This is a genomic window from Amycolatopsis sp. NPDC051373 (assembly GCF_040689465.1).
Classification (GTDB): Bacteria; Actinomycetota; Actinomycetes; order Mycobacteriales; family Pseudonocardiaceae; genus Amycolatopsis.
Genome location: NZ_JBFBAE010000004.1, coordinates 418,174 through 443,256, shown reverse-complemented (window position 1 = coordinate 443,256; position 25,083 = coordinate 418,174). Strand labels below are relative to the sequence as shown.

General features: G+C 71.9%; 26 protein-coding genes and 1 pseudogene. 15 read left to right on the top strand and 12 right to left on the bottom strand.

Translation table 11 applies throughout. From position 1 onward, the window contains the following. The first annotated feature begins 428 nt into the window (after positions 1–428). Positions 429–1,616 (top strand): glycosyltransferase family 1 protein, encoded by a 1,188-nt coding sequence (locus tag AB0383_RS10505; RefSeq protein WP_366186517.1) that lies wholly within the window; start codon positions 429–431, stop codon positions 1,614–1,616. Between the two features lie 6 nt (positions 1,617–1,622). Here AB0383_RS10505 and AB0383_RS10500 read toward each other — a convergent pair whose 3' ends face one another. Then, on the bottom strand, positions 1,623–2,465 hold the full coding sequence (locus AB0383_RS10500) for an undecaprenyl-diphosphate phosphatase (RefSeq protein ID WP_366186515.1): 843 nt from the start codon (positions 2,463–2,465) through the stop codon (positions 1,623–1,625). Next, the gene (locus tag AB0383_RS10495; RefSeq protein WP_366186513.1) at positions 2,465–3,508 is read right to left on the bottom strand and encodes an LLM class F420-dependent oxidoreductase; all 1,044 of its coding nucleotides are present in this window, start codon (positions 3,506–3,508) and stop codon (positions 2,465–2,467) included. The genes AB0383_RS10500 and AB0383_RS10495 overlap by 1 nt, the downstream gene beginning before the upstream one ends. 123 nt (positions 3,509–3,631) lie before the next feature. On the opposite strand from AB0383_RS10495, the gene AB0383_RS10490 reads away from it, so the two are divergent. From AB0383_RS10490 to AB0383_RS10480, 3 genes are all read left to right on the top strand, one after another. Then, positions 3,632–4,600, top strand: a complete 969-nt coding sequence (locus tag AB0383_RS10490) for an aldo/keto reductase (protein WP_366186511.1) — start codon at positions 3,632–3,634, stop codon at positions 4,598–4,600. Positions 4,601–4,698: 98 nt separating this feature from the next. Next, positions 4,699–5,715, top strand: coding sequence for a hypothetical protein (locus AB0383_RS10485; protein WP_364177718.1), 1,017 nt, complete (start codon positions 4,699–4,701; stop codon positions 5,713–5,715). Next, on the top strand, positions 5,712–5,936 hold the full coding sequence (locus AB0383_RS10480; RefSeq protein ID WP_285967049.1) for a DUF5703 family protein: 225 nt from the start codon (positions 5,712–5,714) through the stop codon (positions 5,934–5,936). The genes AB0383_RS10485 and AB0383_RS10480 overlap by 4 nt, the downstream gene beginning before the upstream one ends. Positions 5,937–6,071: 135 nt before the next feature. On the opposite strand, the gene AB0383_RS10475 is transcribed toward AB0383_RS10480, so the two are convergent. From AB0383_RS10475 to AB0383_RS10450, 6 genes and pseudogenes are all read right to left on the bottom strand, one after another. Beyond that, positions 6,072–6,686: an HAD family phosphatase gene (locus tag AB0383_RS10475; protein ID WP_366186508.1), complete on the bottom strand. Its 615-nt coding sequence runs from the start codon at positions 6,684–6,686 to the stop codon at positions 6,072–6,074. A 43-nt stretch (positions 6,687–6,729) separates the two neighbouring features. Then, the gene (locus tag AB0383_RS10470; RefSeq protein ID WP_366186507.1) at positions 6,730–7,476 is read right to left on the bottom strand and encodes an SRPBCC domain-containing protein; all 747 of its coding nucleotides are present in this window, start codon (positions 7,474–7,476) and stop codon (positions 6,730–6,732) included. Position 7,477: 1 nt separating this feature from the next. Next, complete coding sequence (locus tag AB0383_RS10465; RefSeq protein WP_366186505.1) at positions 7,478–8,068, bottom strand: helix-turn-helix domain-containing protein; 591 nt, start codon at positions 8,066–8,068, stop codon at positions 7,478–7,480. Positions 8,069–8,099: 31 nt separating this feature from the next. After that, positions 8,100–8,829 (bottom strand): annotated as a pseudogene (locus AB0383_RS10460) (alpha/beta hydrolase). Positions 8,830–8,847: 18 nt separating this feature from the next. After that, complete coding sequence (locus tag AB0383_RS10455; protein WP_220240646.1) at positions 8,848–10,170, bottom strand: M20/M25/M40 family metallo-hydrolase; 1,323 nt, start codon at positions 10,168–10,170, stop codon at positions 8,848–8,850. A gap of 49 nt (positions 10,171–10,219) precedes the next feature. Then, positions 10,220–10,894 carry a GntR family transcriptional regulator gene (locus AB0383_RS10450; protein WP_364177730.1) on the bottom strand — a complete coding sequence of 225 codons (675 nt, stop codon included), beginning with the start codon at positions 10,892–10,894 and terminating at the stop codon, positions 10,220–10,222. A 134-nt stretch (positions 10,895–11,028) separates the two neighbouring features. Between AB0383_RS10450 and AB0383_RS10445 the strand changes: the two genes are divergently transcribed. Further along, positions 11,029–11,832 carry a carbon-nitrogen hydrolase family protein gene (locus AB0383_RS10445; protein WP_366186502.1) on the top strand — a complete coding sequence of 268 codons (804 nt, stop codon included), beginning with the start codon at positions 11,029–11,031 and terminating at the stop codon, positions 11,830–11,832. Here AB0383_RS10445 and AB0383_RS10440 read toward each other — a convergent pair. Continuing rightward, on the bottom strand, positions 11,829–12,446 hold the full coding sequence (locus tag AB0383_RS10440) for an enoyl-CoA hydratase-related protein (protein WP_364177738.1): 618 nt from the start codon (positions 12,444–12,446) through the stop codon (positions 11,829–11,831). The two genes, AB0383_RS10445 and AB0383_RS10440, sit on opposite strands and share 4 nt — an antisense overlap. Before the next feature lie 169 nt (positions 12,447–12,615). On the opposite strand from AB0383_RS10440, the gene AB0383_RS10435 reads away from it, so the two are divergent. Genes AB0383_RS10435 through AB0383_RS10395 form a run of 9 tightly spaced genes read left to right on the top strand, consistent with a single transcriptional unit; the run spans position 12,616 to position 21,912 of the window. Further along, entirely contained in the window at positions 12,616–13,476 is an 861-nt protein-coding gene (locus AB0383_RS10435; RefSeq protein WP_364177741.1) for a TetR/AcrR family transcriptional regulator, read from the top strand. Then, positions 13,476–14,369: a 3-keto-5-aminohexanoate cleavage protein gene (locus tag AB0383_RS10430; protein ID WP_364177744.1), complete on the top strand. Its 894-nt coding sequence runs from the start codon at positions 13,476–13,478 to the stop codon at positions 14,367–14,369. The genes AB0383_RS10435 and AB0383_RS10430 overlap by 1 nt, the downstream gene beginning before the upstream one ends. Next, positions 14,362–15,306 (top strand): 3-hydroxyacyl-CoA dehydrogenase NAD-binding domain-containing protein, encoded by a 945-nt coding sequence (locus AB0383_RS10425; RefSeq protein ID WP_364177746.1) that lies wholly within the window; start codon positions 14,362–14,364, stop codon positions 15,304–15,306. Before AB0383_RS10430 ends, AB0383_RS10425 begins: the two co-directional genes overlap by 8 nt. Continuing rightward, a complete protein-coding gene (locus AB0383_RS10420) occupies positions 15,299–15,733 on the top strand; it encodes a thioesterase family protein (RefSeq protein ID WP_364177749.1) in 435 nt (144 codons plus the stop codon). Before AB0383_RS10425 ends, AB0383_RS10420 begins: the two co-directional genes overlap by 8 nt. 45 nt (positions 15,734–15,778) lie before the next feature. Further along, positions 15,779–17,374 (top strand): ABC transporter substrate-binding protein, encoded by a 1,596-nt coding sequence (locus tag AB0383_RS10415; RefSeq protein WP_364177752.1) that lies wholly within the window; start codon positions 15,779–15,781, stop codon positions 17,372–17,374. A gap of 8 nt (positions 17,375–17,382) precedes the next feature. Then, complete coding sequence (locus tag AB0383_RS10410) at positions 17,383–18,339, top strand: ABC transporter permease (protein ID WP_364177755.1); 957 nt, start codon at positions 17,383–17,385, stop codon at positions 18,337–18,339. Then, positions 18,336–19,235 carry an ABC transporter permease gene (locus tag AB0383_RS10405; RefSeq protein WP_364177758.1) on the top strand — a complete coding sequence of 300 codons (900 nt, stop codon included), beginning with the start codon at positions 18,336–18,338 and terminating at the stop codon, positions 19,233–19,235. Before AB0383_RS10410 ends, AB0383_RS10405 begins: the two co-directional genes overlap by 4 nt. Beyond that, complete coding sequence (locus tag AB0383_RS10400; RefSeq protein ID WP_364177761.1) at positions 19,232–20,815, top strand: ABC transporter ATP-binding protein; 1,584 nt, start codon at positions 19,232–19,234, stop codon at positions 20,813–20,815. Before AB0383_RS10405 ends, AB0383_RS10400 begins: the two co-directional genes overlap by 4 nt. Further along, positions 20,812–21,912, top strand: coding sequence for a serine hydrolase domain-containing protein (locus AB0383_RS10395; protein WP_364177763.1), 1,101 nt, complete (start codon positions 20,812–20,814; stop codon positions 21,910–21,912). The genes AB0383_RS10400 and AB0383_RS10395 overlap by 4 nt, the downstream gene beginning before the upstream one ends. Here the strand turns inward: AB0383_RS10395 and AB0383_RS10390 are convergent. Next, a complete protein-coding gene (locus AB0383_RS10390; RefSeq protein WP_364177766.1) occupies positions 21,833–22,138 on the bottom strand; it encodes a hypothetical protein in 306 nt (101 codons plus the stop codon). The genes AB0383_RS10395 and AB0383_RS10390 overlap by 80 nt on opposite strands. A 264-nt stretch (positions 22,139–22,402) precedes the next feature. On the opposite strand from AB0383_RS10390, the gene AB0383_RS10385 reads away from it, so the two are divergent. Beyond that, positions 22,403–23,311: a cobalamin-binding protein gene (locus tag AB0383_RS10385; protein WP_364177769.1), complete on the top strand. Its 909-nt coding sequence runs from the start codon at positions 22,403–22,405 to the stop codon at positions 23,309–23,311. Between the two features lie 7 nt (positions 23,312–23,318). On the opposite strand, the gene AB0383_RS10380 is transcribed toward AB0383_RS10385, so the two are convergent. Continuing rightward, positions 23,319–24,179 carry a hypothetical protein gene (locus AB0383_RS10380; protein WP_364177772.1) on the bottom strand — a complete coding sequence of 287 codons (861 nt, stop codon included), beginning with the start codon at positions 24,177–24,179 and terminating at the stop codon, positions 23,319–23,321. A gap of 35 nt (positions 24,180–24,214) precedes the next feature. Then, a complete protein-coding gene (locus AB0383_RS10375; protein ID WP_364177775.1) occupies positions 24,215–25,069 on the bottom strand; it encodes a LysR substrate-binding domain-containing protein in 855 nt (284 codons plus the stop codon). Between the last annotated feature and the right edge of the window lie 14 nt (positions 25,070–25,083).

Here is a 25,083-nt window from a genome sequence, read left to right as displayed (position 1 = left end):
CAGTAACTGTGTTTTCTGCCCCGGCTCCGCCAGGGCGTGCGAGATCGCCTTTGAGCCGGTTTCCGGATTGGGGCGGTCGGATCGGCCGGGGGCCGATCGCACCGCCCCAATCCGGAAGCCGGCGCGATCTCGCGCCGGGGTCGCCTCGGCAGTCCCCGGCTTCGGTTGTTGGGCGCCTCGTGGTGGGGGGTGTTCCCGGGGATGTCCGGAAGTCGGCGCGATCGCGTGTCGGGGTGGCCTCGGGGCAGTCCCGGGCTTCGGTTGTTGGGCACCTCGTGGTGGGGGGTGTTCCCGGGGATGTCCGGAAGCTGGCGCGATCGCGCGCCGAGGTGGCCTCGGGGCAGTCCCGGGCTTCGCTTGTTGGGCACCTCGTGTTGGGGGGCTGTTCCCGGGGATGTGAGGTGGGCGTCATCGGTTTGGATCTCCGAATGACGTCCAGCCATCGCGCGGGATCTTCGTTGCGGGTCCTCGTCGTGACCGAGTCGTACCCGCCGCAGGTCAACGGGGTCGCGCACACCGCGTTCCGGGTCGCCGAGCACCTGACGGAGCGCGGTCACGCGCCGCTGGTGGTGGCGCCCACCGCGCCCACCGGGCTGCGGCAGGAGGCGCCGGCGGAGGTCGGGAGCTCACGCGTCGTGCGGGTGCCGGCGCTGTCGTGGCCCGGTTACCCGGACGTGCGCATGGCGCTGCCGACCCGAGCGGTGGCGCGCGCGATCGCCGAGCACCAGCCCGACGTGGTGCACCTGTCGAGCCCGCTTCTGCTCGGTGCCCACGCGGTGCGGGCCGCTCTGAAGCGGCAGGTGCCGATCGTGGCGGTGTACGAGACGGACGTCGCGGCATACTGCGCTTCCTACGCCCCGCGGGTGCCCGGTGGCGCGAGGTACGTATGGCACCGGCTGCGGGGGATCCACGGACCGGCCGACCGCACGATCGTCTCGTCCAGCGCATCGAAGCGGGCGCTGGAAGCGCAGGGCATCCCTCGCCTGCACCTGCTCCCCCACGGCGTCGACGCCGTGCGCTTCGACCCGCGGCACCGGGATCCGGAGCTGCACCGCCGGCTCGCGCCGAACGGCGAGGTCCTCGTCGGGTACGTCGGCCGCCTCGCGCCGGACAAGCACGTCGAGCTGCTGCGCGACGTCTGCGCACTGCCGGGGGTGCGGGTGGTCGTCGTCGGAGACGGGCCGAACCGGCCCAGCCTGCAGGCGGCGCTGCCCGACGCGACCTTCCTGGGCCTGCGCGTCGGTGCCGAGCTGGCGAGCATCTACGCGTCGCTCGACGTCTTCACGCACACCGGGCCCTTCGAAACCTTCGGGCTGACCATCCAGGAAGCGATGGCGAGCGGCCTCCCCGTCGTGGCGCCGGCGGCCGGCGGTCCGCTGGACCTCGTCGTGGACGGGCACACCGGGTATCTGGTAACCCCGCTCGACGCGGGCGCCCTACGCGACGCGGTGCTCCGGCTCGTGGAGTCGCCCGCGCAGCGCGCCGCGTTCGGTGCTGCGGGCCGCGCCACCGCGGTCCGCAGCACCTGGGAAGCCTCCGGCGACCACTTGATCAACCACTACCGCGAGGTGCTCGGCGAGCGATCACCCCAGGCTCGCGCCCGCGCCGCCGCCTGACCACCCTCAGCTCCCGACAGGTCCGGCATTGGGGTCGAGCACCCCGCCGATGATCAGCCCGACCAGCAGCAGACCGAGCACGATCCGGTAGATCACGAACGGCACGAAGCTCTTGCGCTTGATGTAGGACATCAGCCACGCGATCACCACGTACCCGACGCCGAAGGCCACCAGCGTCGCCAGGATCGTCGGCCCCCACTGCGCGGTCTCGCCGTTCTTGCCGATGTCGGTGAGCTTGTACAGGCCCGAGCCGAACACGGCCGGCAGGGCCAGCAGGAACGAGTACTCCGCGGCGTCGGCGCGGGTGTAGCCCATGAGCAGGCCGGCGCTGGTGGTGCCGCCGGAGCGTGAGACGCCCGGGATCAGGGCCAGGGCCTGCGCGAAGCCGAACCCGAGGCCGTGCGGCACGGTGAGGTGGTCGAGTGAGCGCCGCTGCGAGCCCACGCGGTCGGCGATGAGCAGAATCACGCCGAACACGATCAGCGTGGACGCGGTGATCCGCAGGTCGCGGAACGCCTCGTCGATCTGGTCCTGCAGCAGCAGGCCGAGCACGACGATGGGGATCGAGCCGACGATGATCAGCCAGCCCAGCCGCGCGTCGGGGTCCCGGCGCCAGCTGCGCCGGTAGAGGGAGAAGAACCAGGCCTGCAGGATCCGGCCGATCTTCTTCCCGAAGTACAGGATCACCGCGAGCTCGGTGCCGATCTGCGTCACGGCGGTGAACGCCGCGCCCGGGTCGTCCCAGCCGACGAGCGCGGCCACGATCCGCAGGTGCGCGCTGGAGGAGATGGGCAGGAACTCCGTGAGCCCCTGCACCAATCCCAGCACCAGTGCTTCGAACCACCCCATCAGGCCACTCCCGCCAGCTCGATCGCTTCCACGGCGGTCCGCAGAGCCGCCTCGAATCCCGCGGACTCCCCGTACGGAGTCACGGACAACGTCGTCACGCCCGCCTTCGCGAACTCCGCCATCCGCTCGGCGATCCGCTCCCGCGGGCCGAGCAGCGACGTCGCGTCGAGGAACTCCAGCGGCACAGCCGCCTGAGCCCCCTCGTAGTCGCGGGCGAGGTAGCGCTCCTGAACTTCGGCCGCCGCGGCCTCGAACCCCATCCGCGCGGCGAGGCGGTTGTAGAAGTTCCGCTCCCGGCTGCCCATCCCGCCCACGTAGAGCGTGGCGTGGGCGCGCACGGCGTCGGCGCACTCGCGCCAGTCGTCGCCGACCACGAGCGGCACCGCCGGGGCGACGTCGAAGCCGTCGAGCGAACGCCCGGCCGCCTCGGCGCCGGCGCGGAGGTGCGCCAGCTGCTCACCGGCGTGCTCGGGTGAGAAGAACACCGGCAGCCAGCCGTCGGCGACCTCACCGGTGAGCGCGAGGTTCTTCGGCCCGATCGCGGCGAGGTACACCGGCACCTGCTTGCGCTCGGGCCGGAAGGTCAGGCCCAGCGCGAGCCCGGGCCCGTCGGGCAGCGGCAGCTCGAAGTGCTCGCCGCTGAAGCGCACGCGGCGCCGCGACTGCACGGCCCGCACGATCTCCACGTACTCACGGGTGCGGCCCACCGGGTCGGCGAACCGCACGCCGTGCCAGCCCTCCGACACCTGCGGGCCCGAGACACCCAGGCCGAGCCGGAAGCGGCCGCCCGAGAGCGTGTCGAGCGTGGCGGCGGTCATGCCCGTCATCGCCGGCGTCCGCGCCGGGATCTGCAGCACGGCGCTGCCGACGTCGATCCGCTCGGTCCGCGCGGCGATCCAGGTGAGCATCGTCACGGCGTCGGAGCCGTAGGCCTCGGCCGCCCACACCACCGAATACCCGAGTTCGTCCGCTCTCCTGGCCAGGGCCAGGTTCGCGGAGTTGTCCCCGGTGCCCCAGTAACCGAGGTTGAGTCCCATTCGCACGGCCGGAAACGTACCGATCCCGCGACTCGGGCCGTGCCCTGGGTGCACCGACGGGGTGGCCGGTCGCGACACGGCGTCACCTTGGTCAACTACGGGCCGGGCCGACGGCTAGGCTCGGTGGTCGTGGAAAAGCGACAGCTCGGCCGGTCGGGACTGCGGGTCTCGCGCCTGGCGCTCGGCACGATGACGTGGGGCGGCGACACCGACGCCGAGGAGGCGGCAAGCCAGCTCGTCGCGTTCGTCGACGCCGGTGGCACCCTCGTGGACACCGCGGACATCTACGCCGAAGGCGAAGCCGAGCGCGTGCTCGGGAGCCTGCTGGGCGACCTCGTGCCGCGTGACGACGTGGTGGTGGCCACGAAGGCCGTCGCGCGGCGCACCGAAGGGCCCTTCGGTGGCGGGGCTTCCCGGGGCGCGCTGCTGAGCGCTCTCGACGGCTCGCTGCGCCGGCTCGGCACCGACCACGTCGACCTTTGGCAGCTGCACGCGTGGGACGCAAGCGTGCCGATCGAGGAGACCCTCTCGGCCCTCGAGTACGCCGTGACCAGCGGGAAGGTCCGTTACGTCGGCGTCTCCAACTACGCGGGCTGGCAGCTGGCGACGACCGCGTCGCGCGCCGGCGCCGTGGCGCCGATCGTGTCCTGCCAGTACGAGTACTCGCTGCTGGAGCGCGGCGTCGACCGCGAAGCCGCGCCCGCCGCGCTGCACCACGGCATCGGGCTGCTGCCCTGGGCGCCGCTGGGCCGCGGCGTGCTGACCGGCAAGTACCGCACGGGCACGCCTGCCGACTCGCGCGGCGCGTCCAGCGAGTTCGCCGGGTACGTGGAGCACCACCGTACGGACCGCGCGGCGCGGATCGTGCAGGCCGTGGCCACGGCGGCCGACGGGCTCGGCACCTCGCCGCTGGTCGTCGCGCTGGCCTGGGTGCGCGACCGGCCGGGGGTCGTGGCGCCGGTAGTCGGCGCCCGCGACACCGGCCAGCTGACGGGTTCGCTGGCGGCGGAGGAGCTCACGCTCCCGCCCGCGATCCGCAGCGCGCTCGACGACGTGAGCTGCGTCGAAGTGGGCTACCCGGAGCGGGGACCGAAATGAGGCGCAGGTGTCTGTTGGATGACGCACACGTGACGGCACGGGAATCGTGGGGGATGCTGGTGAGGACACCTCGCCGAGGGACAGCTGGAGGCTTCAAGGTGCGTCGGCTCACCGCCGCGTCGCGGATTGCGATTCCGCTGGTCGGTGCCCTCGCGCTCTCGGCATGCTCGGCTTCGGGTCAGGACAACACCGATTCGCTGCAGGTGGTGGCGAACCCGGTGGCCGCGAAGCCGGCGGTCTCCCCCGCCGTGACGGCGAAGCCCGCGGGCCAGGTGATCGCTACACCGGCCGTGTCGGCAATGGCGACCGACGAGAAGACCCGCACGCTCGCGGTCGCGGTCACGCAGCCGCCGTCGGTGCTCGTCTACGACCTCGACTCGCTGAGCACCCCCAAGGCCACCGTGCCCCTGCCCGGGCCGGCCGAATCGCTGACGACGTCCGACGGCCAGGCGATCGCGAGCATCCCGACCAAGGGCGAGCTCGCCAAGATCTCGCTGCCCGGCGGGCAGCTGACCACGCAACCGGTCGCCGGCCAGCCGACCGCCAGTGTGGCCGACGGGGCGGACACGATCGTGGCCGTGCGCGACCGCAAGGCCGTCGAGGTCCTGGCCGGCGGCGCGGTCGCCAAGACCATCACCGGCCAGCTCTACAGCGCCGACGACGTCGTGGACACCGGGCAGGGCGTGGTCGTGCTCGACCGCCTGCGCACCGCGGTGTTCAGCGTCGACGTGAACGCGGGGACCATGGGCGAGGGCCTGCGCGCCGGCGACGGCGCCGCCAACGCCACCAGCGACTCCTACGGGCGCGTGCTGGTCACCGACGCCCGCGCGGGCGCGCTGCTCGCGTTCTCCGTCGGCCCGCTGATCCTGCGCCAGCGCTACCCGGTGCCCGGCGGGATCTACGGCATCGCCTACGACCACCAGCGCAACCTCGCGTGGGTCACCCTGACCGGGCAGAACCAGGTGGTGGGCTTCGACGTCCGCGGTGGCGAGCCCACCGAGAAGTACCGATTCCCGACCGTGCGCCAGCCGAACTCGGTGAGCGTCGACGACCGGAGCGGCCGAGTGCTCGTCGGCTCGGCCGCAGGAGAAGGGACCCAGGTGATCCAGCCATGACGACGGTCGACGAGGCGGTGGTCGAAGGGGATTGGGAGTACCGCCGCCTGCGCCTGCCCCCGGGTGTGTCCCGGCGCGCGGCGGCGATCCAGCTCTCGATCCACGCCGAGTTCGCCGGCTGGGAGCTGCGCACGGTGCGGCTCTACGCCGACGGCACACGACGGGTCTGGTTGCGGCGCAAGCGCACCGCCGCCGACCGCCTGCCCGGGCTCGCCACCTGACCGAGCCCGGGACCCGGCTGAGTGCGTCCGACGCGCGGGCTGCCGGATTCTTGTGGGTGAGCGCGCCGGCACGCCGCGGCACGGATGTCAGTGCGTGGTGCCGTGAATCTCGGCCACCGCGGCGGTGGCGCTCGTTCACGCGCCGGCGGACGCCAGAAGCCCTTCGATCTCGGTGATCGCTTGGCCGTTGTCCCGGTAGTGGATTCCGTGGATTCCGACCGCACGCGCGGCGTCGATGTCGGGTTCGAGATCGTCGAGGAAGATCATTTCTTCGGGGGTCACACCAAGCCGCGTACAGCTCAGCCGGTAGATCTCCGGATCCGGCTTGCTCATCCCGACCTCGTGCGAGTAGACGATGTCGTCCACCAGGTCCTCGAAACCGTATGCGGCTTGTTCCCGTTCCCGGGCACCGACGAAGCTGTTGCTCAAGATGCCGGTTCGACAGCGCGGCCGCAGCCCGCGTACGTAGTCGATCAGGTCGGCGTTGCCGGTGCCGAGGTACTGTTCCCAGACATCGGCCATGATCGCGTCGGCTCGTCCTGTGCCGACGCCGAGCCTGCTGCTGATCGTGTCACGCACCTCGTCCTCGGTGATGGTGCCGACGGCACCGGCTGCCCAAATGTCGGCCAACCGCCGGGTGATCTCGCCTTCCTCGAGGCCGAGCTTGGCCTCCCACCGCCTGTCGACGCCGAGGTCGGGCGCGATCTCCAGCACGTCACCGATGTCGAACACCACCGCGCGAATCACCATGGCGGCGAACCTATCGACCGACCTGCTGAGCCAGGGACCCGGCTCAGGCGCTGAGCCGCCCGAGCCACTCCTGCCAGTTCTGCTCGTCGCCGCCGTCGGCGGAGAACACGTGGTGGCAGGCGATGAGCGGGCCGTGGAAGCCCTGCAGGAAGCAGTAGAGCGCGTCGGCCGTGCGCACGCCCACCGTCTGAGGGTTCACCGCGTACACAACGCCTTCGACGGACCGGCCCGCCAGCTCGACGCGTACGCGGTCGCCCTCCTCGGGCCGGCCCGGCAGGCCCAGTTCGGCCCCGAGTGCCGCCCACAACCGGTCCCAGTCGGACACGGGCGGGCCGAACGCCGTGACCGGCGTGGCCGTGCGGCCGGCGAAGTACGTGACGTACTCGGCGAGGTTGCGGAAGAACAGCGCGCCGCCGGCGGTCATCGCCTCGAACTCGTCCTCCCAGTCGTCGCCGGGCAGGAATCCGCTGGTGACGCAGCGAACGACCGAGCTGCCGCCGTCGCGTCCCTCGATCAGGAACTCGTAGGCGATCCGGCGACCGTCGGGCTCGGTCTCCGTGCCGTAGACGAGCCGCTCCAGCGGGTCCCACGCGGTGATCGCCATGTCCGGTTCGTAGCCCGCGAAGGAACCGCGCACGACGCCGCCGAGGCCGCCTTCGACCTCGTTGCGGCCCATGTACCACGAGTCGATACCCGGCCCGGTCGCGATCGCCGCCCAGATCTGCTCCGGCGTGGCGGCCACCTCGGCCGATCCGGGGAGCTCGAACTCTTTCCCGGTGAACTCCGCCATCTCAGGCCTCCTCGTCCGGCACGCTCGGGTGCACAGCCACGATCACGCGGTGCGCGCGCCCGTTCTCCGCGCCCTCGTCGTGGTACTTCCCCACCAAGCTCGTCACGGCCACCGCGAGCTCCTCGGCGAACGCGGCCCGGTCCGCCGCCGAGGCGAAGCGCACCTCGCCGTCGAGCGCGAACGTCGCGACGCGCTTGCGCGCCTTGGCAGCGCCCGTGATCAGGATCCCGACGTCGCGCACCAGCCGGCCCGCCACGGCGAGCAGCCAGCGCGCCGACAATCGGTCGGGCGACCGCGAGGGGTCCGGCTGCACCGCCGCCAGCGCCGACGGCGAGATCACGTACGACGCCGCGGTCGCGCGCATCATGCGCTCGGTGACGTTGCCCTTGCGCCGCTCCTCCACCAGCTCCACGAGCCCGTGCTTCTCCAGCGCGCGCAGGTGGTAGTTGACCTTCTGGCGGGGCAGGTCGACGCGGGCCGCGAGCATGGTCGCCGACGCCGGTTCCGCCAGCTCGGCCAGCAGCCGGGCGCGGACCGGGTCGAGCGACACCTCGGCCGCGGCCGCGTCCTCGATCACCGCAACGGGAAACATGCGCCCATCGTGCGTCCGAAAAACGAAATTGTCAAGAACTACGATGTTGTCGGTATGCCTCGCGGACCTGCGCCACAATGCGCGGCACGACTTGCGCGGCGGCCTCCAGCGGCACGGCGTGCCCGACACCCCGCAGCACGAGGGCCGTCCCGTGTTCGAGATCCCCGACGAGGTGCTCGACGTCCGTGGCCGCCATGATCCGGTCCCGCTCCCCCACGATCGCCGTGACCGGCAAGGAACCCACGCGTGCCAGAGCCGCTTCGCGCGCGTACGCGTCGAGCGCCGGGCGGAACACGGCGACGGTGTGCGGCCAGTTGCGCCGGATCATCGTCACGGTCAGCTCCACGAGCTCCGGATCCGGGTCGTCACCGAAGAGCCACCAGCGCAACCCCGCGCTCACCGCGCGGCTCGTGTGCACGAGCACACGAGCCCGAACAACTTGGCGCCCAGCACCAGTTCCAGGTCCTGCCCAGCACCCCGAGCGCGCCCGGCCACGCCGCCGAAGCCTCCGTGGCAAGCCGCCCGGACGAGGTCGCGAGCAGCACGAGCCCGGCCACGCGCGCGGCGAACAGCTCGGGGTGGCGTTGCGTGAGCGACATGATCGCGAGCCCGCCCATGTCGTGGCCCACCAGCACCACCTGGCCTTCGGGCACGGCGCGTTCCAGTACTTCGTGCAGGAGCACCACGGTCACGCCGGCCGACGGGTCACCCCGGCGCACGAGGTGCAGAGGTGTCCCGTCGGCGAGCGTGAACGCGGGCAGCTCGGTGGTTTCCGGCGCTCAGGACGACCGCACGAACCGATCCAGCACGCGCGTGCCGAACTTCAGCGCGTCCACCGGCACACGCTCGTCCACGCCGTGGAAGAGCGCGGAGAAGTCGAGGTCCGCCGGCAGCTTCAGCGGCGCGAAGCCGAAGTTGCGGATTCCGAGCTGCTGGAACGACTTCGCGTCGGTGCCACCGGAAAGCATGTATGGCAACGTGCGCGCGCCCGGGTCCTCGGCGAGCACCGCGGCGGTCATCGCGTCGACGAGCGCGCCGTCGAACGTGGTCTCGACCGGCGGGAGCTCCATCCACTCCTTCTCGATGTCCGGGCCGAGCAGCTCGTCGAGCTCGCGGTCGAACGCCTCGATGCGCCCGGGCAGGATGCGGCAGTCGACCGCGGCCTCGGCGACCGACGGGATCACGTTCGACTTGTAGCCGGCGGTGAGCATCGTCGGGTTCGCGGTGTCGCGCAGCGTCGCGCCGATCATGCGGGAGATGTTGCCCAGCTTCGCGACCGAGCCCTCGAGGTCGTCCTCGGGGAAGTCCCAGCCGGTGATCTCGGTGACCCCGGCGAGGAACTCGCGCACGGAGTCGGTGAGCACGAGCGGGAACTGGTGGCTGCCGAGCTTCGCGACGGCCTCGGCGAGCTTGGTCACCGCGTTGTCGCGGTGGATCATCGAACCGTGGCCCGCCGTGCCGCGCACGCGCAGCTTCATCCAGCGGATGCCCTTCTCGGCCGTCTCGATCACGTACGCGCGTACGTCGTCCTTCAGCGTGATCGAGAACCCGCCGACCTCGCTGATCGCCTCGGTGACGCCCTCGAACAGCTCCGGCCGGTTCTCCACCAGCCACTGCGCTCCGTACTTGCCGCCGGCCTCCTCGTCGGCGAGGAACGCGAACACGATGTCGCGTGGCGGCACGATGCCGTGGATCTTGTAGTGGCGGGCCAGTGCCAGCGTCATGCCGACCATGCCCTTCATGTCCACCGCGCCGCGACCCCAGACGTAGCCGTCCTGCACGGCGCCGGAGAACGGGTGCACCGACCACTCGGCCGGGTCGGCGGGCACGACGTCGAGGTGCCCGTGGATCAGCAGCGCCCCGCGCGACGGGTCGGCTCCGGCCAGCCGGACGATGACGTTGTGGCGGTCTTCGCCGCCGGACTCGACGTAGGTGATCTCGTAGCCGGCGTCGGTGAGCTGCTCCGCGACGTACTCGGCGGCGGCGCGTTCGCCGATGAGGGTGTCGGGGTCTCCGGTGTTGGTGGTGTCGATGCGGATGAGGTCGCTGGTGAGCGTGACGGCCTCGTCAGCGGCGGCGTCGATCGAGTTCGGTTCGGTCACCCGACCTTCCTATCATCAGCGCCCGTAGTGCCGCGCCGCTCACACCCGTTCAGGTCCGGTCAAGGGCCGAGACCACCTCGGAAACCGGCCGCAGGTGCTGGTTCAGGATCCGCAGCGCCGTGTCCGTGTCACTCTCGTCGAGCGCCGCCACGAGCTGCCGGTGCTCGGCGTCGATGATCGACAGCCGTTCCGGCCGCGCCTCCAGCGCCCGCACGGCGACGCGCTGCTGGCGCGAGCGGAGTGTGTCGTACAGCTCGGTGAGCACGGTGTTGCCGGCGGCGTTCACGATCGCGCGGTGGAACCGGCGGTCGAGCCCCGAGACGGCAAACCAGTCGCGTTCCGCGCCCGAGCGGCCCATGTCCTCGATCAGGCCGGCCATCTCGGCGGGGGCACCCGCACCCGCGGCGCAGACCTCGGTGATCGCGTGCCCCTCGATGAGGCGGCGGCTCTGGTAGACCTCTTCCAGCTCGCGCGCCGTGACGGTGCGGACCTGCGCGCCCTTGCGCGGCAGCAGGCTGATGAAGCGCTCGGCCTCGAGCCGGTGGAACGCCTCGCGCACCGGCGTCCGCGACACGCCGACCACCCCCGAAACCCACAGCTCGTCGAGAAAGCGTCCGCCTTCGAGCGCGCCCGAGATGATCCCGTCGCGCAGCCAGGCGTACACCCGATCCCGAGCCGGTCCGCCGCCCTCGACCGGGACCGGTCCCGGTGCGGTGGTGGTCATGCGTCTCCCCTCGTCCCGCGCCCGCGTCGGCGCGCAGGCGAGCCTACACCTCTGGACCGGATCCAATCCGTCATGTATACACGGAGTACACAGACTCGGTGGCGATCGCCGTCGCTCCTTAAAGGACACTTGTCGTGGTGTACGTCGCCGTCGCGCAGTTCGCGCCCACCGACGACAAACCGGCCAATCTCGCGGAAGTCACGCGGCTCGCGGGCGAGGCCGCGGACCGCGGCGCCGAGGTCGTGGTGCTGCCCGAGTACTCGATGTTCACCGTGCCGAAGGTCGACGAGCGGTTCGTGGCGTCGGCCGAGCCCCTCGACGGCGCGTTCGCCACCGGGCTGCGCGAACTCGCGCGCGAGCACGGGATCACCGTGGTGGCCGGGATGAACGAAGCCATGCCCGAGGGCGGGCGGATCTGGAACACGCTCGTCGCCGCGGGTCCGGACGGCGACTTCGCCGCGCTGTACCGCAAGATCCACCTCTACGACGCGTTCGGCTTCCGCGAGTCCGACGTGATCCGCGCCGGCGAGATCACCGAGCCCGCGACGTTCAAGGCCGCCGGCCTGACCTTCGGCCTGCAGACCTGTTACGACCTGCGGTTCCCCGAGGTGACGCGCCGGCTCGTCGACGCCGGCGCGCAAGCCGTGCTGCTGCCGGCGGAGTGGGTGCCGGGGCCGCTGAAGGAGTACCACTGGACGACGCTGGTGAAGGCACGTGCGATCGAGAACACCGTGTACGTCGCCGCGGCCGGGCAGATCGCGCCGATGGGATCGGGGTCGAGCCTCGTCGTCGATCCGATGGGTGTGGTCACGGCGTCGCTCGGTGAGCGGCCGGGGGTAGCGGTCGCGCAGCTCTCCACCGACCGGCTCGAGCAGGTCCGGACCACGAACCCGGCGCTCGCGCTGCGCCGGTTCTCCGTGGTGCCCAAGGAGAACTAGTCGAACGAGCTGTCGCCGCGGTGCGCGCCGAGGCCGATCTCCTTCACGGCCGCGGCCGCACCGGGAGCGCTGCCGAGCGAGCGCGCGAGGTCCACCGCCGCCGCGAGTTCGGTGCCCGCCGGCACGACCCGGTGCACGACCCCGCACCGCGCGGCGGCGGCCGCGGTGAGCCGTCCGGTGCGGCACAGTCCGTGGACGGCCTCTTCGGAGAGCCGCTCGGGCAGCGGCACCGCGCCGCGGGGGTCGGGCAGGGCGAACTCGGCGTGGTCCGCGGCGACGATGAGATCGGTCATGAGCGCGAGTTCGAGCCCGCCACCGCGGGCGAGCCCGTTGACGGCCGCGATCATGGGTTTGCCGAGCCGGAAGAAGTCGGCCACGCCGGCGAACCCGCCGGAGCCGGACGCGAGGTCCCAGCCGGCCGAGAAGTACGCCGATCCCGCGCCGGTCACCACGCCGGCGAACAGCGCCGGGTCGTCGCGCAGCCGCGCCCACGCGGTGTAGAGCTCGAAGCTCATCCGGGAGTCGATTTTGTTGCCACCGGGCCGGTCCAGGGTGGCGACGAGCACGCCGTCGACCACTTCGGTGTGCACGGCACAGGACGGGGCGGCGGTCACGCTCGGACGGTAATGCCCGCGCCACCGGCGGTCAAACCGGGGGCTTGACTAATCCGACAGTCAGCACCCCGTCGTAAGTCGCCGACACCGCGCCAAAACTACGCGAACACGACAGTGAAAGTGTCCGGACCATTGCGATAATCGCAACGCGGGGTTACGGTCCTCCGGCATGGACGAGTCGGAGGAGCTGCGGACCAGGGTCCGGGAGCTGATCCGGTCCATGCCGGGAGCCCAGCGGGAGTTCGCCGCCGCCATCGGGCTCGACGAGACGAAGTTGTCCAAGGCGCTGACCGGCACCCGCCGGTTCTCGCCGCACGAGCTCGTCCGGGTCGCCGAGTACTCCGGCGTCACGGTCAACTGGCTGCTCAACGGCAGTGACGACGCGAAGACCGTGACGGCGGTCCCCGCGCTCGCCGCCCGGCCGGAGAGCGATCCCGAGCACCACACGCAGTCGGAGCCGCGGCGGCGGATCCTCGAGACGGCGTGGCTGCTCATCGCCGAGCGCGGCTACCACCGGGTGCGCATCGCCGACATCGCGAAGGCCTGCGGCACGAGCACCGCCACCATCCACTACCACTTCCCCAGCAAGACGGAAGTGCTCAACGAAGCGTTGCGGCGCAACGTGAAGCTCGCCTTCGACCGCCAGGTCGCGGAGCTGCACGCCGTCAACGACGCCCACGGCCGGCTGCTCAAGCTGGTCGAACTGCAACTCCCGGCCGACGGCGTGCTGCGCGCCGAGTGGTCGGTCTGGCTCCAGGTGTGGAACGAGGTGTCCCTCGCCCCGGAACTGCGGTCGCTCTACCACGATTCCTACGACCGCTGGCACCGGACGATCCTCATGACCATCCGCACCGGCCAGGAGCAGGGCGCGTTCCGCGTGGCCGATCCCGAGGCCGTCACCGAGCAGCTCACGGCGCTGATCGACGGGCTCGGCATCCAGGTGCTGACCCGCAAGCCCGGCAGCACCGTCGCCACCATGCGCGCGCACCTGCACGACTTCATCGAAAGGTCGATCGTCAAGGGAGCCTGATGAACCACGAGGTCATCGTCACCTGCGCCCTCACCGGCGCGGGCGACACCGTCGGCCGCAGTCCCCACGTGCCGGTCACGCCGGCGCAGATCGCCGCGAGCGCCATCGAAGCCGCGGAAGCCGGGGCGGCCGTCGTCCACATCCACGTCCGCGAGCCCGAGACCGGGGCGCCGTCGCGGGAGGTGGCGCTGTACCGCGAGGCCGTGCGGCTGATCCGGGAGTCCGGAGTGGACGTGGTCGTGAACCTGACCGCCGGGATGGGCGGTGACCTCGTGCTCGACCGGGAGGACCCGCTCAAGCCGATCGACGGCACGGACCTCGTCAACGCGATGGATCGCCTGCCGCACGTGGAGGAGCTGCTGCCCGACATCTGCACGCTCGACTGCGGTTCGCTGAACTTCGGCGAGGGCAGCCAGCTCTACGTGTCCACTCCGGACATGCTGCGCACCGGCGCGAAACGCATCCAGGAACTGGGGGTGAAGCCGGAGCTGGAGATCTTCGACACCGGTCACCTGTGGTTCGCCTCGAAGATGGTGGAGGAAGGGCTGATCGACGCGCCGCCGCTGTTCCAGCTGTGCATGGGTATCCCGTACGGCGCGCCCGCCGACCCCGGGCTGCTGCAGGCGATGGTGAAGCTGCTGCCCGAGGGCGCGCAGTGGGCGTCGTTCGCGATCGGGCGCGACCAGATGCCGTGGGTGGCGCAGTCGGTGCTGCTCGGCGGGCACGTGCGCGTCGGGCTCGAGGACAACCTCTACCTCGCCCGCGGGGTCAAGGCGACCAACGGGCAGCTGGTGGAGCGCGCCGTGCAGATCGTCACCGATCTCGGCGCCGGCATCGCCACCGCCGACCGGGCCCGCGAGATCCTCGGCCTCAAGGAGCGTGTCCGTGCCTGACGTATCCGCTGTGGACACCGTCGCGTGCGTCGGTGCGGGGGTGATCGGCGGCGGCTGGGTCGCGCACTTCCTCGCGCGCGGCTACCGCGTCCGGGCGTGGGACCCCGCGCCCGACGCCGCGGCGAAGCTGGGCCGGCTCGTCGACGCCGCATGGCCCGCGCTCATGTCGCTGGGCCTGGCCGAAGGCGCGAGCCGCGACGCGCTCACGGTCGCCGGGACGCTCGCGGAGGCGGTCGAGGGCGCCGGGTTCGTGCAGGAAAGCGCTCCCGAAGACCTGCCGCTCAAGCAGAAGCTGCTGGCCGACATCGACGCCGTCACGCCGGCCGGTGTCGTGGTCGCGTCCTCGACCTCGGGGTACGGCATGACCGAGATGCAGGTGGCGGCGAAGACGCCGGAACGGCTTGTGGTGGGCCACCCGTTCAACCCGCCGTACTTGATCCCGCTCGTCGAGGTCGTCGGCGGGAAGCTGACCGCGCCGTGGGCCGTGGCGTGGGCGAGCGAGTTCTACCGGCACGTCGGCAAGACCGTGATCACGATGGACCACGAGGTGCCCGGGTTCATCGCCAACCGGCTGCAGGAGGCGCTGTGGCGCGAAGCCCTGCACATGGTGGCGAACGGCGAGGCCACCGTGGAGCAGATCGACACCGCGATCACCGACGGGCCGGGCCTGCGCTGGCCGGTGCAGGGGCCGATGCTCACGTTCCACCTCGCCGGGGGTGAAGGCGGCATGGCGCACATGCTGGACCACTTCGGACCGTCGCTGAAGGCGCCGTGGACGCGGCTCGAGGCGCCCGAGCTCACGACCGAGCTGCGCAACGCCGTGGTCGACGGCTGCGAGGACGAGGCCGCGCCGCGCACGATCGCCGACCTCGTGGCCGAGCGGGACCGGGCGATCATCGCCGTCCAGCGCGCCGTCGGCGAGGCCCGCCGTGGGTGAGGTCCTGGTTTACCACGACCGGGTCCGTCCCGAGTGGATCGACTACAACGGGCACCTCTCCGAGCCCTACTACGTCCTGGTGTTCGGCGACGCCACCACCGCGTTGATGGACGCCGTCGGCCTCGATCCCGCCTACCGCGAGTCCACCGGGGCTTCGCTGTACACCGTGGAAGCGCACGTCCGCTACCTGCGAGAGGTCGGGCCGGACGCCGAACTGGCCGTGACGACCTCCGTGCTGGCCGTCGGAGCGAAGAAGGTGCGGCTGTGGCACGAGCTGCGCGTGGGCGGTGAGCTCGTGGCCACGGAGGAACTGCTGTGCCTGCACGTCGCCGAGGGCAGAGCCTCGCCGTTTCCCCAAGCCGTCGCCGAGCGCCTCGGCGCCCACCTCGCACCGCTCCCCGAACACGCCGGGCGCGCCATCGCCTGACCATCCCGAACCTCCGCCCGGCCAGCCTCCCACCGGAAGACACCCATGGAAGAACGATGTGAGCCGAATTCCCTCTCGCGCCGCCGGTTCCTCACGGCGGCGCTCGGCGGTGCCGCCCTGCTCGCCACTCCCCTGCTCGCCGCCTGCGGCGGCTCCGGTGTCGCGGCCGCCGCGCCGAGCGGACCACCGCGCCGCGGCGGCACCCTGCGCGTCGGCGTGACCGGCGGCGGCGCGTCCGACACGCTCGATCCGCACATTCCCGTGGCGAACCCGGACATCGCCCGGGTGCTCAACCTCTACGAACCCCTGCTGCTGCGCGACCACGACTACAAGCTGCAGATGCTCGTCGCCGAATCGCTCACGTCGTCGCCGGACGCGCGGACGTGGACCGCCGTGCTGCGCGACAGGGTGCGATTCCACGACGGCCGCGCCGTGACCCCCGCCGACGTCGTGGCGACGTTCAAGCGGATCACGGACCCGAAGGACCCCAAGAGCGGCGCCGCCAGCCTGACCATGCTCGGCCAGGTGGTGCCGACGGGCGAGCGGACCGTCGAGTTCCGGCTCACCGAGCCCAACGCCGGCTTCGACGACCTGCTCGGCCAATACTCGCTCGGCATCGTGCCGGCGGACTTCGACGTGAAGCGGCCGATCGGCACCGGGCCGTTCCGGCTGAAGGAGTTCACCGCCGGTCTGCAGAGCACCTTCGTGCGCAACGACCATTACTGGCGGCCCGGCCAGCCCTACCTCGACGAGCTGGTGCTGATCAACTTCGCCGAGGACGACGCCCGGATCAACGCGCTGCTCTCGTCCCAGGTGGACGCCATCGACCAGGTGCCGGTGGCGCTCATCGACGTGCTGCGCAGCGACCCTCGGATGCGTGTGCTGCGCTCGGCCACGGGTACCTGGCTGCCCTTCACGATGCGCGTGGACCGTCCGCCGTTCGACGACGTGCGCGTGCGCCAGGCGCTGCGGCTGGTGGTGGACCGTGACCAGATGATCAACCAGGTTCTGAGCGGTCAGGGCCGGCCCGGCAACGACCTCTACGCGCCGTTCGACCCGGCGTACGACTCGCAGCTGCCGCAACGCAAACAGGACATCCTGGCCGCGAAGCGACTGCTGGCCGAAGCCGGGCACGAGAACCTCGACATCGAGCTCGTCACCGCGCCCATCCAGGCCGGCGCGGTCGAGGCGGCGCAGGTGTTCCAGCAGCAGGCGAAGGCGGCGGGTGTGAACGTGCGCATCCGCAAGGTCGACACCACCACGTTCTACGGCGAGAACTACCTGTCATGGGACTTCGCGCAGGATTTCTGGTACACGCGCAACTACCTGCCACAGGTCGCGAACGGTTCGCTGCCGAAGTCGCCGTACAACGAAACCCATTGGCAGGACCCGCAGTTCACCGACCTCGTCACGCGCGCGAGCGCCACTGTGGACACCGCGGCCCGCACGGACTTGCTGCACCAGGCGCAGCGGATCGAGTACGAACGCGGCGGCCTCATCGTGTGGGGCTTCGTCGACCAGGTGGACGCCCACCAGGTCTACGTGGCGGGCCTCGTGCCGGACCGGACGGGGATCTCGCTGTCGGGCTACCAGTTCCGCGAAGCATGGCTCGGCACAGCGCCCGTCGACTCAGGAAAGTGAGGTGCGGCATGACCCGGATGATCGTGAAGCGGCTGCTCGTGAGCCTCGTGGTGCTGTGGCTGGTCACGCTGCTCGTGTTCGTGGCGACGCTGTTGCTGCCGGGAGACCCGGCGCGCGCCATCCTCGGCCAGCAAGCGACACCGGAGCGGATCGCCGCGCTGCAGCACCAGCTGCACCTCGACGAGTCGGTCTGGCAGCGCTACCTCAGCTGGCTCGGCGGACTCTTCACCGGCGATCTCGGCACCTCGACGTCCACGCAGGGCCCGGTGACGACGTTGCTCGGCGACCGGATCGTGGCTTCGCTCGTGCTGCTCGTGCTCGCCGCGGTGATCGCGACTCCGCTCGGGCTGGTGCTCGGCACGTGGAGCTCGATGCGGCGCGGCCGGGCCGCGGACCAGACCGTGTCCGGCATCAGCCTGGTGATCGCCGCGCTGCCGGAGTTCGTGATCGGCGTGGCGCTGATCGTGCTGTTCGCGACCACGGTGTTCAAGGTCCTGCCCTCGGTCACGCTCACCGCGCCCGGTGAACCGGTGTGGCGGCAGCCGAGCCAGCTCGTGCTGCCGGTGGCAACGCTCGTGCTGGTGGTGACGCCGTACATCGCCCGGATGATGCGGGCGACCATGAACGAGGTTCTCGACTCCGGCTACGTCGAGATGGCGCGGCTCAAGGGCGTGCGCGAGCGGACCGTGCTGCTGCGGCACGCCTTGCCGCACGCCGTGGGTCCCGTCGCGCAGGTCGTGGCACTGCAGCTCGCGTGGCTCGCGGGCGGGGTCGTGGTGGTCGAGTTCCTCTTCCGCTACCCCGGCATCGGGCAGTCGCTGATCGACGCGGTGAGCAAACGCGACGTCGCCGTGGTCCAGGCCGTGACGCTGATCATCGCCGCGGTGTACATCGTGGTGAACCTGCTCGCCGACGTGGTCGGCATCCTCGCGAACCCCAAGCTGCGGACGGAGGCGAGCCGATGACCGCCGTCGACGACGAGCTCGCACCGGCCACCACGGCCGGCGAAGCACCCGTCAAGGCCCGCGGACTCCTCCGTACGGCGTGGCGGTTCCCGCAGGCGAAGGTCGGCACGGTGCTGGCCGGGATCGTGGTGCTGGTGGCGCTGCTCGGCCCGTGGCTCGGGCCGGTGCTCACCGGATACAGCACCACGGACTTCGCGGGCAAGCCGTTCAAACCGGACGGGCTCGCGGGCACCGACGGCCTCGGCCGCGACGTGCTCACGCGGTTCCTCGCCGGCGGCACCACGCTGCTGCTCTACGCGGTGCTCGCCACCGTGCTCGGGATCGTGCTGGGCGCGCTGCTCGGCATGGTCGCGGGCTACGGCGGAGGCCGGCTCGACAGCCTGCTGATGCGCGGCAACGACGTGCTGCTGTCGTTCCCGCAGCTGGTGATCGCGCTGCTCGCCATCGCGGTGATCGGGCCGAAGGGCTGGCTGCTCGTGCTGGTGATCGGCTTGACCCACGCGCCCCGCACGGCTCGCGTCGCGCGCCAGGCGACGGTGGCGGTGCGCGGCGAGGACTACATCCGGGCCGCGGAGATGTACGCGGTGCCGCGCAGCCGGATCCTGCTGCGCGAGATCCTGCCGAACATCACCGGCCCGCTCATGGTGGAGCTCGGTCTACGGCTGACCTACTCCATCGGCTACATCGCGTCGCTGTCGTTCCTCGGGCTCGGGATCCAGCCGCCCGCGGCCGACTGGGGCCTGATGATCAACGAGAACCGGATCGCGCTGGTCGTGCAGCCGTGGGGCGCGCTGCTCCCGGTGGTGGCGATCGCGCTGCTCGCCGTCGGCACGAACCTCGTGGCCGACTCGCTCGCCTCGGCCGCGGCCGGGCGCACCCGGGAGGAACGCTCGTGACCGCGGTGGGCAACGCGCAACTCGCGCTGGAAGTGACCGGCCTGCGGGTGAAGACGGCCGCGGGCCGGCCGGTGCTCCACGACGTCGCCTACCGCATCGCGCCGGGCGAGGTGCTGGCGCTCGTCGGCGAGTCCGGGTCGGGCAAGACCACGGCGGGGCTGGCCGCACTCGGTCACTTCCGCCGCGGGCTCGTGGCGGACGGCGGCGAGGTGACGCTGCACCCGCGCGAGGGCGAACCCGTCGACGTGCTCTCACTCGCCACGCCCGAGCGTCGGAAACTCCGCGGCACGACCGTTTCCTACGTGCCGCAGGACCCGGCGCTGTCGCTGAACCCGGCGCTGCGGATAGGGCTGCAGATCGCCGAGGTGCTGCAGACGCACGGCTACCCCGGCCCGGTCGAGGAGCGCGTGGCCGAGGTGCTCACAGAGGTCGGGCTGCCCGCCGATCCGGCCTACCGCCGGCGCTACCCGCACCAGCTCTCGGGCGGGCAGCAGCAGCGCGTGGGGATCGCGATGGCGTTCGCGTGCCGGCCGAGCGTCGTGGTGCTCGACGAGCCGACGACCGGGCTCGACGTGATGACGCAGGCGCTCGTTCTGGAGACAGTGCGGCGGCTGACGGCCGAGCACGGCGTGGCCGCGCTCTACATCACCCACGACCTGGCCGTGGTCGCGCAGCTCGCCGACCGCGTCTCGGTCATGTACCAGGGCCGCGTGGTCGAGACCGGGCCGGCCGAGGACGTGTTGAAGCGGCCGGAACACGCCTACACGCGCGAGCTGCTGGCCGCCGTGCCGGATCTGGGCGCGGAACCCGGCGTCGCTCCGCCGCCCTCGGACGCGGTGCTGGCCGCGCGCGGCATCCACGTCGCGTACGGCCGCCAGGAGGTGCTGCGCGGGGTGGACCTGGAGGTGACCCGCGGCGAGTGCGTGATGCTGCTGGGCGAATCCGGGTCCGGCAAAACCACGCTGTCGCAGTGCGTCGCGGGTCTCACGCGCGGCTTCAGCGGAACTGTCGCGCTCGACGGGACCCCGCTCGCACCCGGCACACGCCAGCGCAGCAACGACGAGCGGCGGCGAATCCAGTATGTGTTCCAGAGTCCGTTCTCCTCGCTCAACCCACGCCGCACGATCGCGCAATCGATCGAGGTGCCGCTGGTGCACCTGACGTCGCTGTCGCGTCCACAGCGGCGCGAGCGCGTGGCCGAGGTGCTCGACCGCGTGCGGCTCGGCCGGTCGCTCGCGAACCGACTGCCCGACCAGCTCAGCGGCGGCGAGCGCCAGCGCGCGGCGATCGCGCGGGCGCTGGTGACGACCCCCGACGTGCTGGTGTGCGACGAGGTGACCTCCGCGCTCGACGTGTCGGTGCAGGCGACCATCGTGGAACTGCTCGGCGAGCTGCGCCGCGAGCTGGGGATGGCCGTGCTGTTCGTGACGCACAACATCGCGCTCGCGCCCGAGGTGGCCGACCGGATCGCCGTTCTGCGCGGCGGGGAGATCGTGGAAGAGGGTACGGTCGAAGCCGTGCTGACCGCGCCCGCCCACTCCTACACCGGCGAACTGCTGGCCACCACGCCGCGCCTATGACCGGCCACGGCGAGGTGCGGCCGGGGTTCGAGGCGGTGCGCGAAGCGTTCGACGAGGTGGCCGCCGCGGCCTCGGGCGGGGTCGCGTTCAGCGTCTTCCGGCGTGGCCGCCTCGTGGTCGAGCTGTGCTCTGGATCCGCCGCGCCCGGGGTCCCCTGGACCCGCGACACGCGCGTGGTGCTGTTCAGCGGCACCAAGGGGATCGTGGCCACACTCGTCGCGATGCTCACCGCGCGCGGCCAGCTCGGCCCGGGCGAACGCGTGGCGCGCTACTGGCCGGAGTTCGCGGCGGCGGGCAAGGCCGACGTGACCGTGTCGCAGGTGCTCGCGCACACCGTCGGGCTGCCCTATGTGGACGCCGAGGTGCCGATGGCCGACAATGCGGCCAACGCGACCGCCCTCGCCTCGCAGAGTCCTCTGTGGACACCGGGCGCGCGCGTGGCGTACCACGCCCTGACCTACGGCTACCTCGCCACGGAACTGATCCGCCGCGTCACCGGCCAGCGCGTCGGCGAGCTGCTGCACGAGCTGCTCACCGCCCCGCACAGGCTGGATCTGCGGCTCGGCACCCCGCCGTCGATCCCGGTCGCGACGCTGCAACGCGCGCCCGGCTACCGGATCAGCACGTTCCTGCAGGACGAGGAGCGCCGGCGCGTCGTCGAGCGCATGTACCGCGGCCTGCTGGATTCCACCGACACCATGAACTCCCCCGGGTACCGCGGCGCCGAGCTCGCGGCCGGCAGCGGCGTCGGCACGGCCACGAGCATGGCGCGACTCTACGACCTGCTGCTGGCGGGTTCCCTCGTCCCGTCGGCCGTGCTGACGCAAGCGACCCGCACGTGGAGCGAGGGCGTCGATGCGATCAACGACCGGCCGCTGCGCTTCGGTCTCGGCTTCGAGCTGGCCGACCCGATCGGCACCTACGGTCCCGACGGCGCCGACCCGGGTGCGTTCGGCCACTCGGGCGCGGGCGGCGGCCGGCACGGCGCGTGGCCCAACCGTGGTGTCTCGTTCTCCTTCACCACCAACGAACTGCAGGCCGAGGACGTCGACGCGCGCGCCGCGACGCTGCTGGCGGCGCTGCACCAGGCCGCCTGACCGGCGGCTGCACCGTCTCCCTGGTGATGTCGAACTGCGTCGCCAGCCCGGCCACGTCGACCCGGCCGTTCCTGCGCGCCACGCAGGTGACGGTGAGGACCGTCGCGGCGACGGTGTCGAGCTCGTCGAGCGCGGCTGCCACCAGCTTCGTCTTGCCGATGCCCGCCGGGCCGCGCAGCAGCACCACCTGGCCTTGGCCGAGCGCGGCGTCGCGGGCCTTCTGCACAATCCAGGATCGTCTGATGGCGCTCCTCGGCGTACATTTCTGCCGCTTCTCCCCTGTCGGTGACCCGAGGGCCTCCCTTTCGGTTTCCCGAAAGCCGCACGCTACCCACGGTCACACCGGCCACACGACAAGGTCCGGCCGGTTTTGAGGGAGATCCCGGTCTTTCGACAGGTTCCCCTAGACTTCACCGGGTCGCGTAACTGACGGTGATCGCGGTCCTGCCTACCCCGTGCGAGACGATGCGGCGCGGGCTAGGTTCGAACCATGCGGATCGTGTCGCTGCTGCCCGCCGCCACCGACCTCGTCGCGGAGCTCGGCCGCCTCGATGACCTGGTCGGACGCACCCACGAATGCGACTGGCCGCCCGGCGTCGAGTCGGTGCCCGTCGTGACCGCGGCCGAGGTGGACGACGCCGTGCTGACCAGTCGCGAGATCTCCGACGCCGTCGGGGGTTCGGCTCACCGCGGGTCTTCGCTGTACTCGGTGGACACCGCGCGGCTGGCCGGGCTCGCGCCGGATCTCGTGCTCACCCAGGACCTGTGCGAGGTGTGCGCGGTCTCTTACACCCGAGTCGCCGAAGCCGTGCGGATGCTCGACGCGGGGCCGAAGGTCCTGAGCCTGGAGCCCCGGCGGCTCGCCGAGGTCCTCGGCTGCGTCACGACGCTCGGCGACGCGCTGGGCGTGCCGGCCCTCGCCGCCGATCGAGTCCGCTCACTCACCGCGCGACTCGACGCCGTCCGCGCTCGCGTCGCCGGCCGGCCGCGGCCACGCGTGGTCGCCCTCGAATGGCTCGACCCGCTGTGGCCCGCCGGGCACTGGGTGCCCGAGCAGATCACCGCGGCGGGCGGCGAACCGCTGCTCGCGGCGCCCGGCGAGCACACGCACCCGATCCCGTGGGACGCCGTCGCAGCCGCGCGCCCGGACGTGCTGCTCGTCCTACCGTGCGGCTTCAGCCCCGATCGCACAGCGGCGGAGTTCGACGTCCTCACCTCGTTGCCGGGCTGGGCCGAGCTGCCCGCTGTGCGCGCCGGTGCGGTGTGGCTGCTCGACGGTCCGGCCTACTTCAACCGCCCCGGCCCGCGCGTCGTCCGCGGCGCGGAAGTCCTGGCCCACGTGCTGCACGGCGTCGAGGCCGACCCGCCGGTGTCCCCCGCCGAGGCCCGCCGAGCCTGAACCGCAGTCAGGCGAACACGACGTCCGCGGTCGCCACGGCTTCCGTGCGCGCGGAGTCGACCTGCAGCGCCGCGCCGCCGTCGCCGGGCACGCCGGTCGCGAGGAGGTGCTCGCCTGCGAAGACCGGGCGGCGCAAGCGGTAGGACAGCGACGGGATCGGGCGTTCCGGCGCCCGGGTGCGCGCCAGCTCCAGCAAGAGCAGCACGAGCAGCGGGCCGTGCACCACGAGACCCGGGTACCCCTCGGTGCCGGTGACGTACGGCTCGTCGTAGTGGATGCGGTGCGCGTTGGCCGTCAGCGCGCTGAACCTGAACAGCAGCACGGGATCCGGCGTCCACGCCTGCTGCCACTCGGCGGCCGACTCCGGCTTTCCGGACACGTCGAGCGCCGCCAGCGCAGTGCGCCCGGCGTCCTCGCCGGAGCGGTAGACGATGTCCTGCTCCTCGACCACGCGCACGGTCCCGTCCTGCCTGATCTCCGACCGCACCGTCACGAACAGCATCTCGCCCGTGCGGCCGTGTTTCACCGCGACCTCGCCGAGCGACCGCGTCCGTTCGGCCGGCGTGCCCAGCACGAGCGGGGCCCGGACTTCCAGGCGTCCACCGGCGAACATCCGCCGCCGGTCCGGCAGCGGCGGCAGGAAGTGGCCGTCCGCCGGATGGCCGTCGGCGCCGATCTCCGAATGCCGCGGCCACTCCAGGAAGTACAGCCAGTGCCACAGCGGCGGTAGCGCCTGCCCCGCGACGGCAGCCGGCCGCGGCAGGTCCAGCGCCGCCGACAGCGCGGCCGCCGGTCCGGCCGGCAGCGCGTCGGTGTCGGTGACCGGTTCAGGAGACCACGACTCGACGTAGGAACCCAGCGCGTTCATGGTCTTGGCCTACCACACCACCACGTCACGCGCAGTCAGGCTGTGACGAGCTCCGCGAACTCGTAGATCAGCCGCGAGCGCCGCGAGGCGACCCAGGCCAAGGCGACCTGGCCCGGCGGGAGGTCGCCGACCGGCACGTGGGTGACGTCGGGGCGCGTGTAGTACTCCGAAGTGGACAGCGGCACGATCGCGATGCCCAGACCGGCGGCCACGTGCTCCAGCTTCTCCTCGATACTGCGGAACCCGCGGGGCCGCGCGGCGCCGCCGGCGCGAAGCTCGGTCGCGACGGCCCGCCATTCCGGCACCGCGTCCGGGTCGTTGAGCAGGTGCTCGTCGGCGAGATCGGCCACGTCGACGGATTCCTTGCCCGCCAGGCGGTGCGACACCGGCAGGATGGCCACACGCGGCTCGCTGAACATCGGCCGCACGGTCAGCCCGCGCGGGTCCACCGGCAGCCGGACGATGCCGACGTCGGCCCGGCCGTCGTGCAGCACCTGGGTCTGGTCATCCCACGTGGTCCGGACCAGCTCCACGTCGAGGCCGGGATGCCGGTCCGTCAGCGCGCGCACGGGTTGGGTCACGGTGATGCCGGGCATGAATCCGATGGTGAAGGTCGAAGCGCCGCGCGCGGCCAGCGCCACGCGCCGCCGCAACGCGTCGGCCGAGGCGAGGATCGGCCGGCTGTCCTCGAGCAGCTGCCGGCCGGCGGCCGTGAGCTCCGTCGAGCGCCGGTCACGCACGAACAGCTGCGCGCGCAGCTCCTCTTCCAGCGCCCTGATCTGGCGTGACAGCACGGGCTGCGCGATGTGCAACCGCTCCGCCGCCCGGCCGAAGTGCAGTTCCTCGGCCACGGCGACGAAGTAGCGCACCTTCCGCAGATCGACGTCCACCTCGGGCCTCCGTC

What these genes read in the sequence shown, in the direction of transcription:
- AB0383_RS10470 (WP_366186507.1), bottom strand. Translation starts at nt 7,476, where the DNA reads ATGGCGGAGTTCACCGGGAAAGAGTTCGAGCTCCCCGGATCGGCCGAG.
- AB0383_RS10385 (WP_364177769.1), top strand. Translation starts at nt 22,403, where the DNA reads ATGCGGATCGTGTCGCTGCTGCCCGCCGCCACCGACCTCGTCGCGGAG.
- AB0383_RS10410 (WP_364177755.1), top strand. Translation starts at nt 17,383, where the DNA reads ATGACCCGGATGATCGTGAAGCGGCTGCTCGTGAGCCTCGTGGTGCTG.
- AB0383_RS10500 (WP_366186515.1), bottom strand. Translation starts at nt 2,465, where the DNA reads ATGGGGTGGTTCGAAGCACTGGTGCTGGGATTGGTGCAGGGGCTCACG.
- AB0383_RS10380 (WP_364177772.1), bottom strand. Translation starts at nt 24,179, where the DNA reads ATGAACGCGCTGGGTTCCTACGTCGAGTCGTGGTCTCCTGAACCGGTC.
- AB0383_RS10405 (WP_364177758.1), top strand. Translation starts at nt 18,336, where the DNA reads ATGACCGCCGTCGACGACGAGCTCGCACCGGCCACCACGGCCGGCGAA.
- AB0383_RS10450 (WP_364177730.1), bottom strand. Translation starts at nt 10,894, where the DNA reads ATGACCACCACCGCACCGGGACCGGTCCCGGTCGAGGGCGGCGGACCG.
- AB0383_RS10415 (WP_364177752.1), top strand. Translation starts at nt 15,779, where the DNA reads ATGGAAGAACGATGTGAGCCGAATTCCCTCTCGCGCCGCCGGTTCCTC.
- AB0383_RS10435 (WP_364177741.1), top strand. Translation starts at nt 12,616, where the DNA reads ATGGACGAGTCGGAGGAGCTGCGGACCAGGGTCCGGGAGCTGATCCGG.
- AB0383_RS10395 (WP_364177763.1), top strand. Translation starts at nt 20,812, where the DNA reads ATGACCGGCCACGGCGAGGTGCGGCCGGGGTTCGAGGCGGTGCGCGAA.
- AB0383_RS10480 (WP_285967049.1), top strand. Translation starts at nt 5,712, where the DNA reads ATGACGACGGTCGACGAGGCGGTGGTCGAAGGGGATTGGGAGTACCGC.
- AB0383_RS10475 (WP_366186508.1), bottom strand. Translation starts at nt 6,686, where the DNA reads ATGGTGATTCGCGCGGTGGTGTTCGACATCGGTGACGTGCTGGAGATC.
- AB0383_RS10430 (WP_364177744.1), top strand. Translation starts at nt 13,476, where the DNA reads ATGAACCACGAGGTCATCGTCACCTGCGCCCTCACCGGCGCGGGCGAC.
- AB0383_RS10465 (WP_366186505.1), bottom strand. Translation starts at nt 8,068, where the DNA reads ATGTTTCCCGTTGCGGTGATCGAGGACGCGGCCGCGGCCGAGGTGTCG.
- AB0383_RS10505 (WP_366186517.1), top strand. Translation starts at nt 429, where the DNA reads ATGACGTCCAGCCATCGCGCGGGATCTTCGTTGCGGGTCCTCGTCGTG.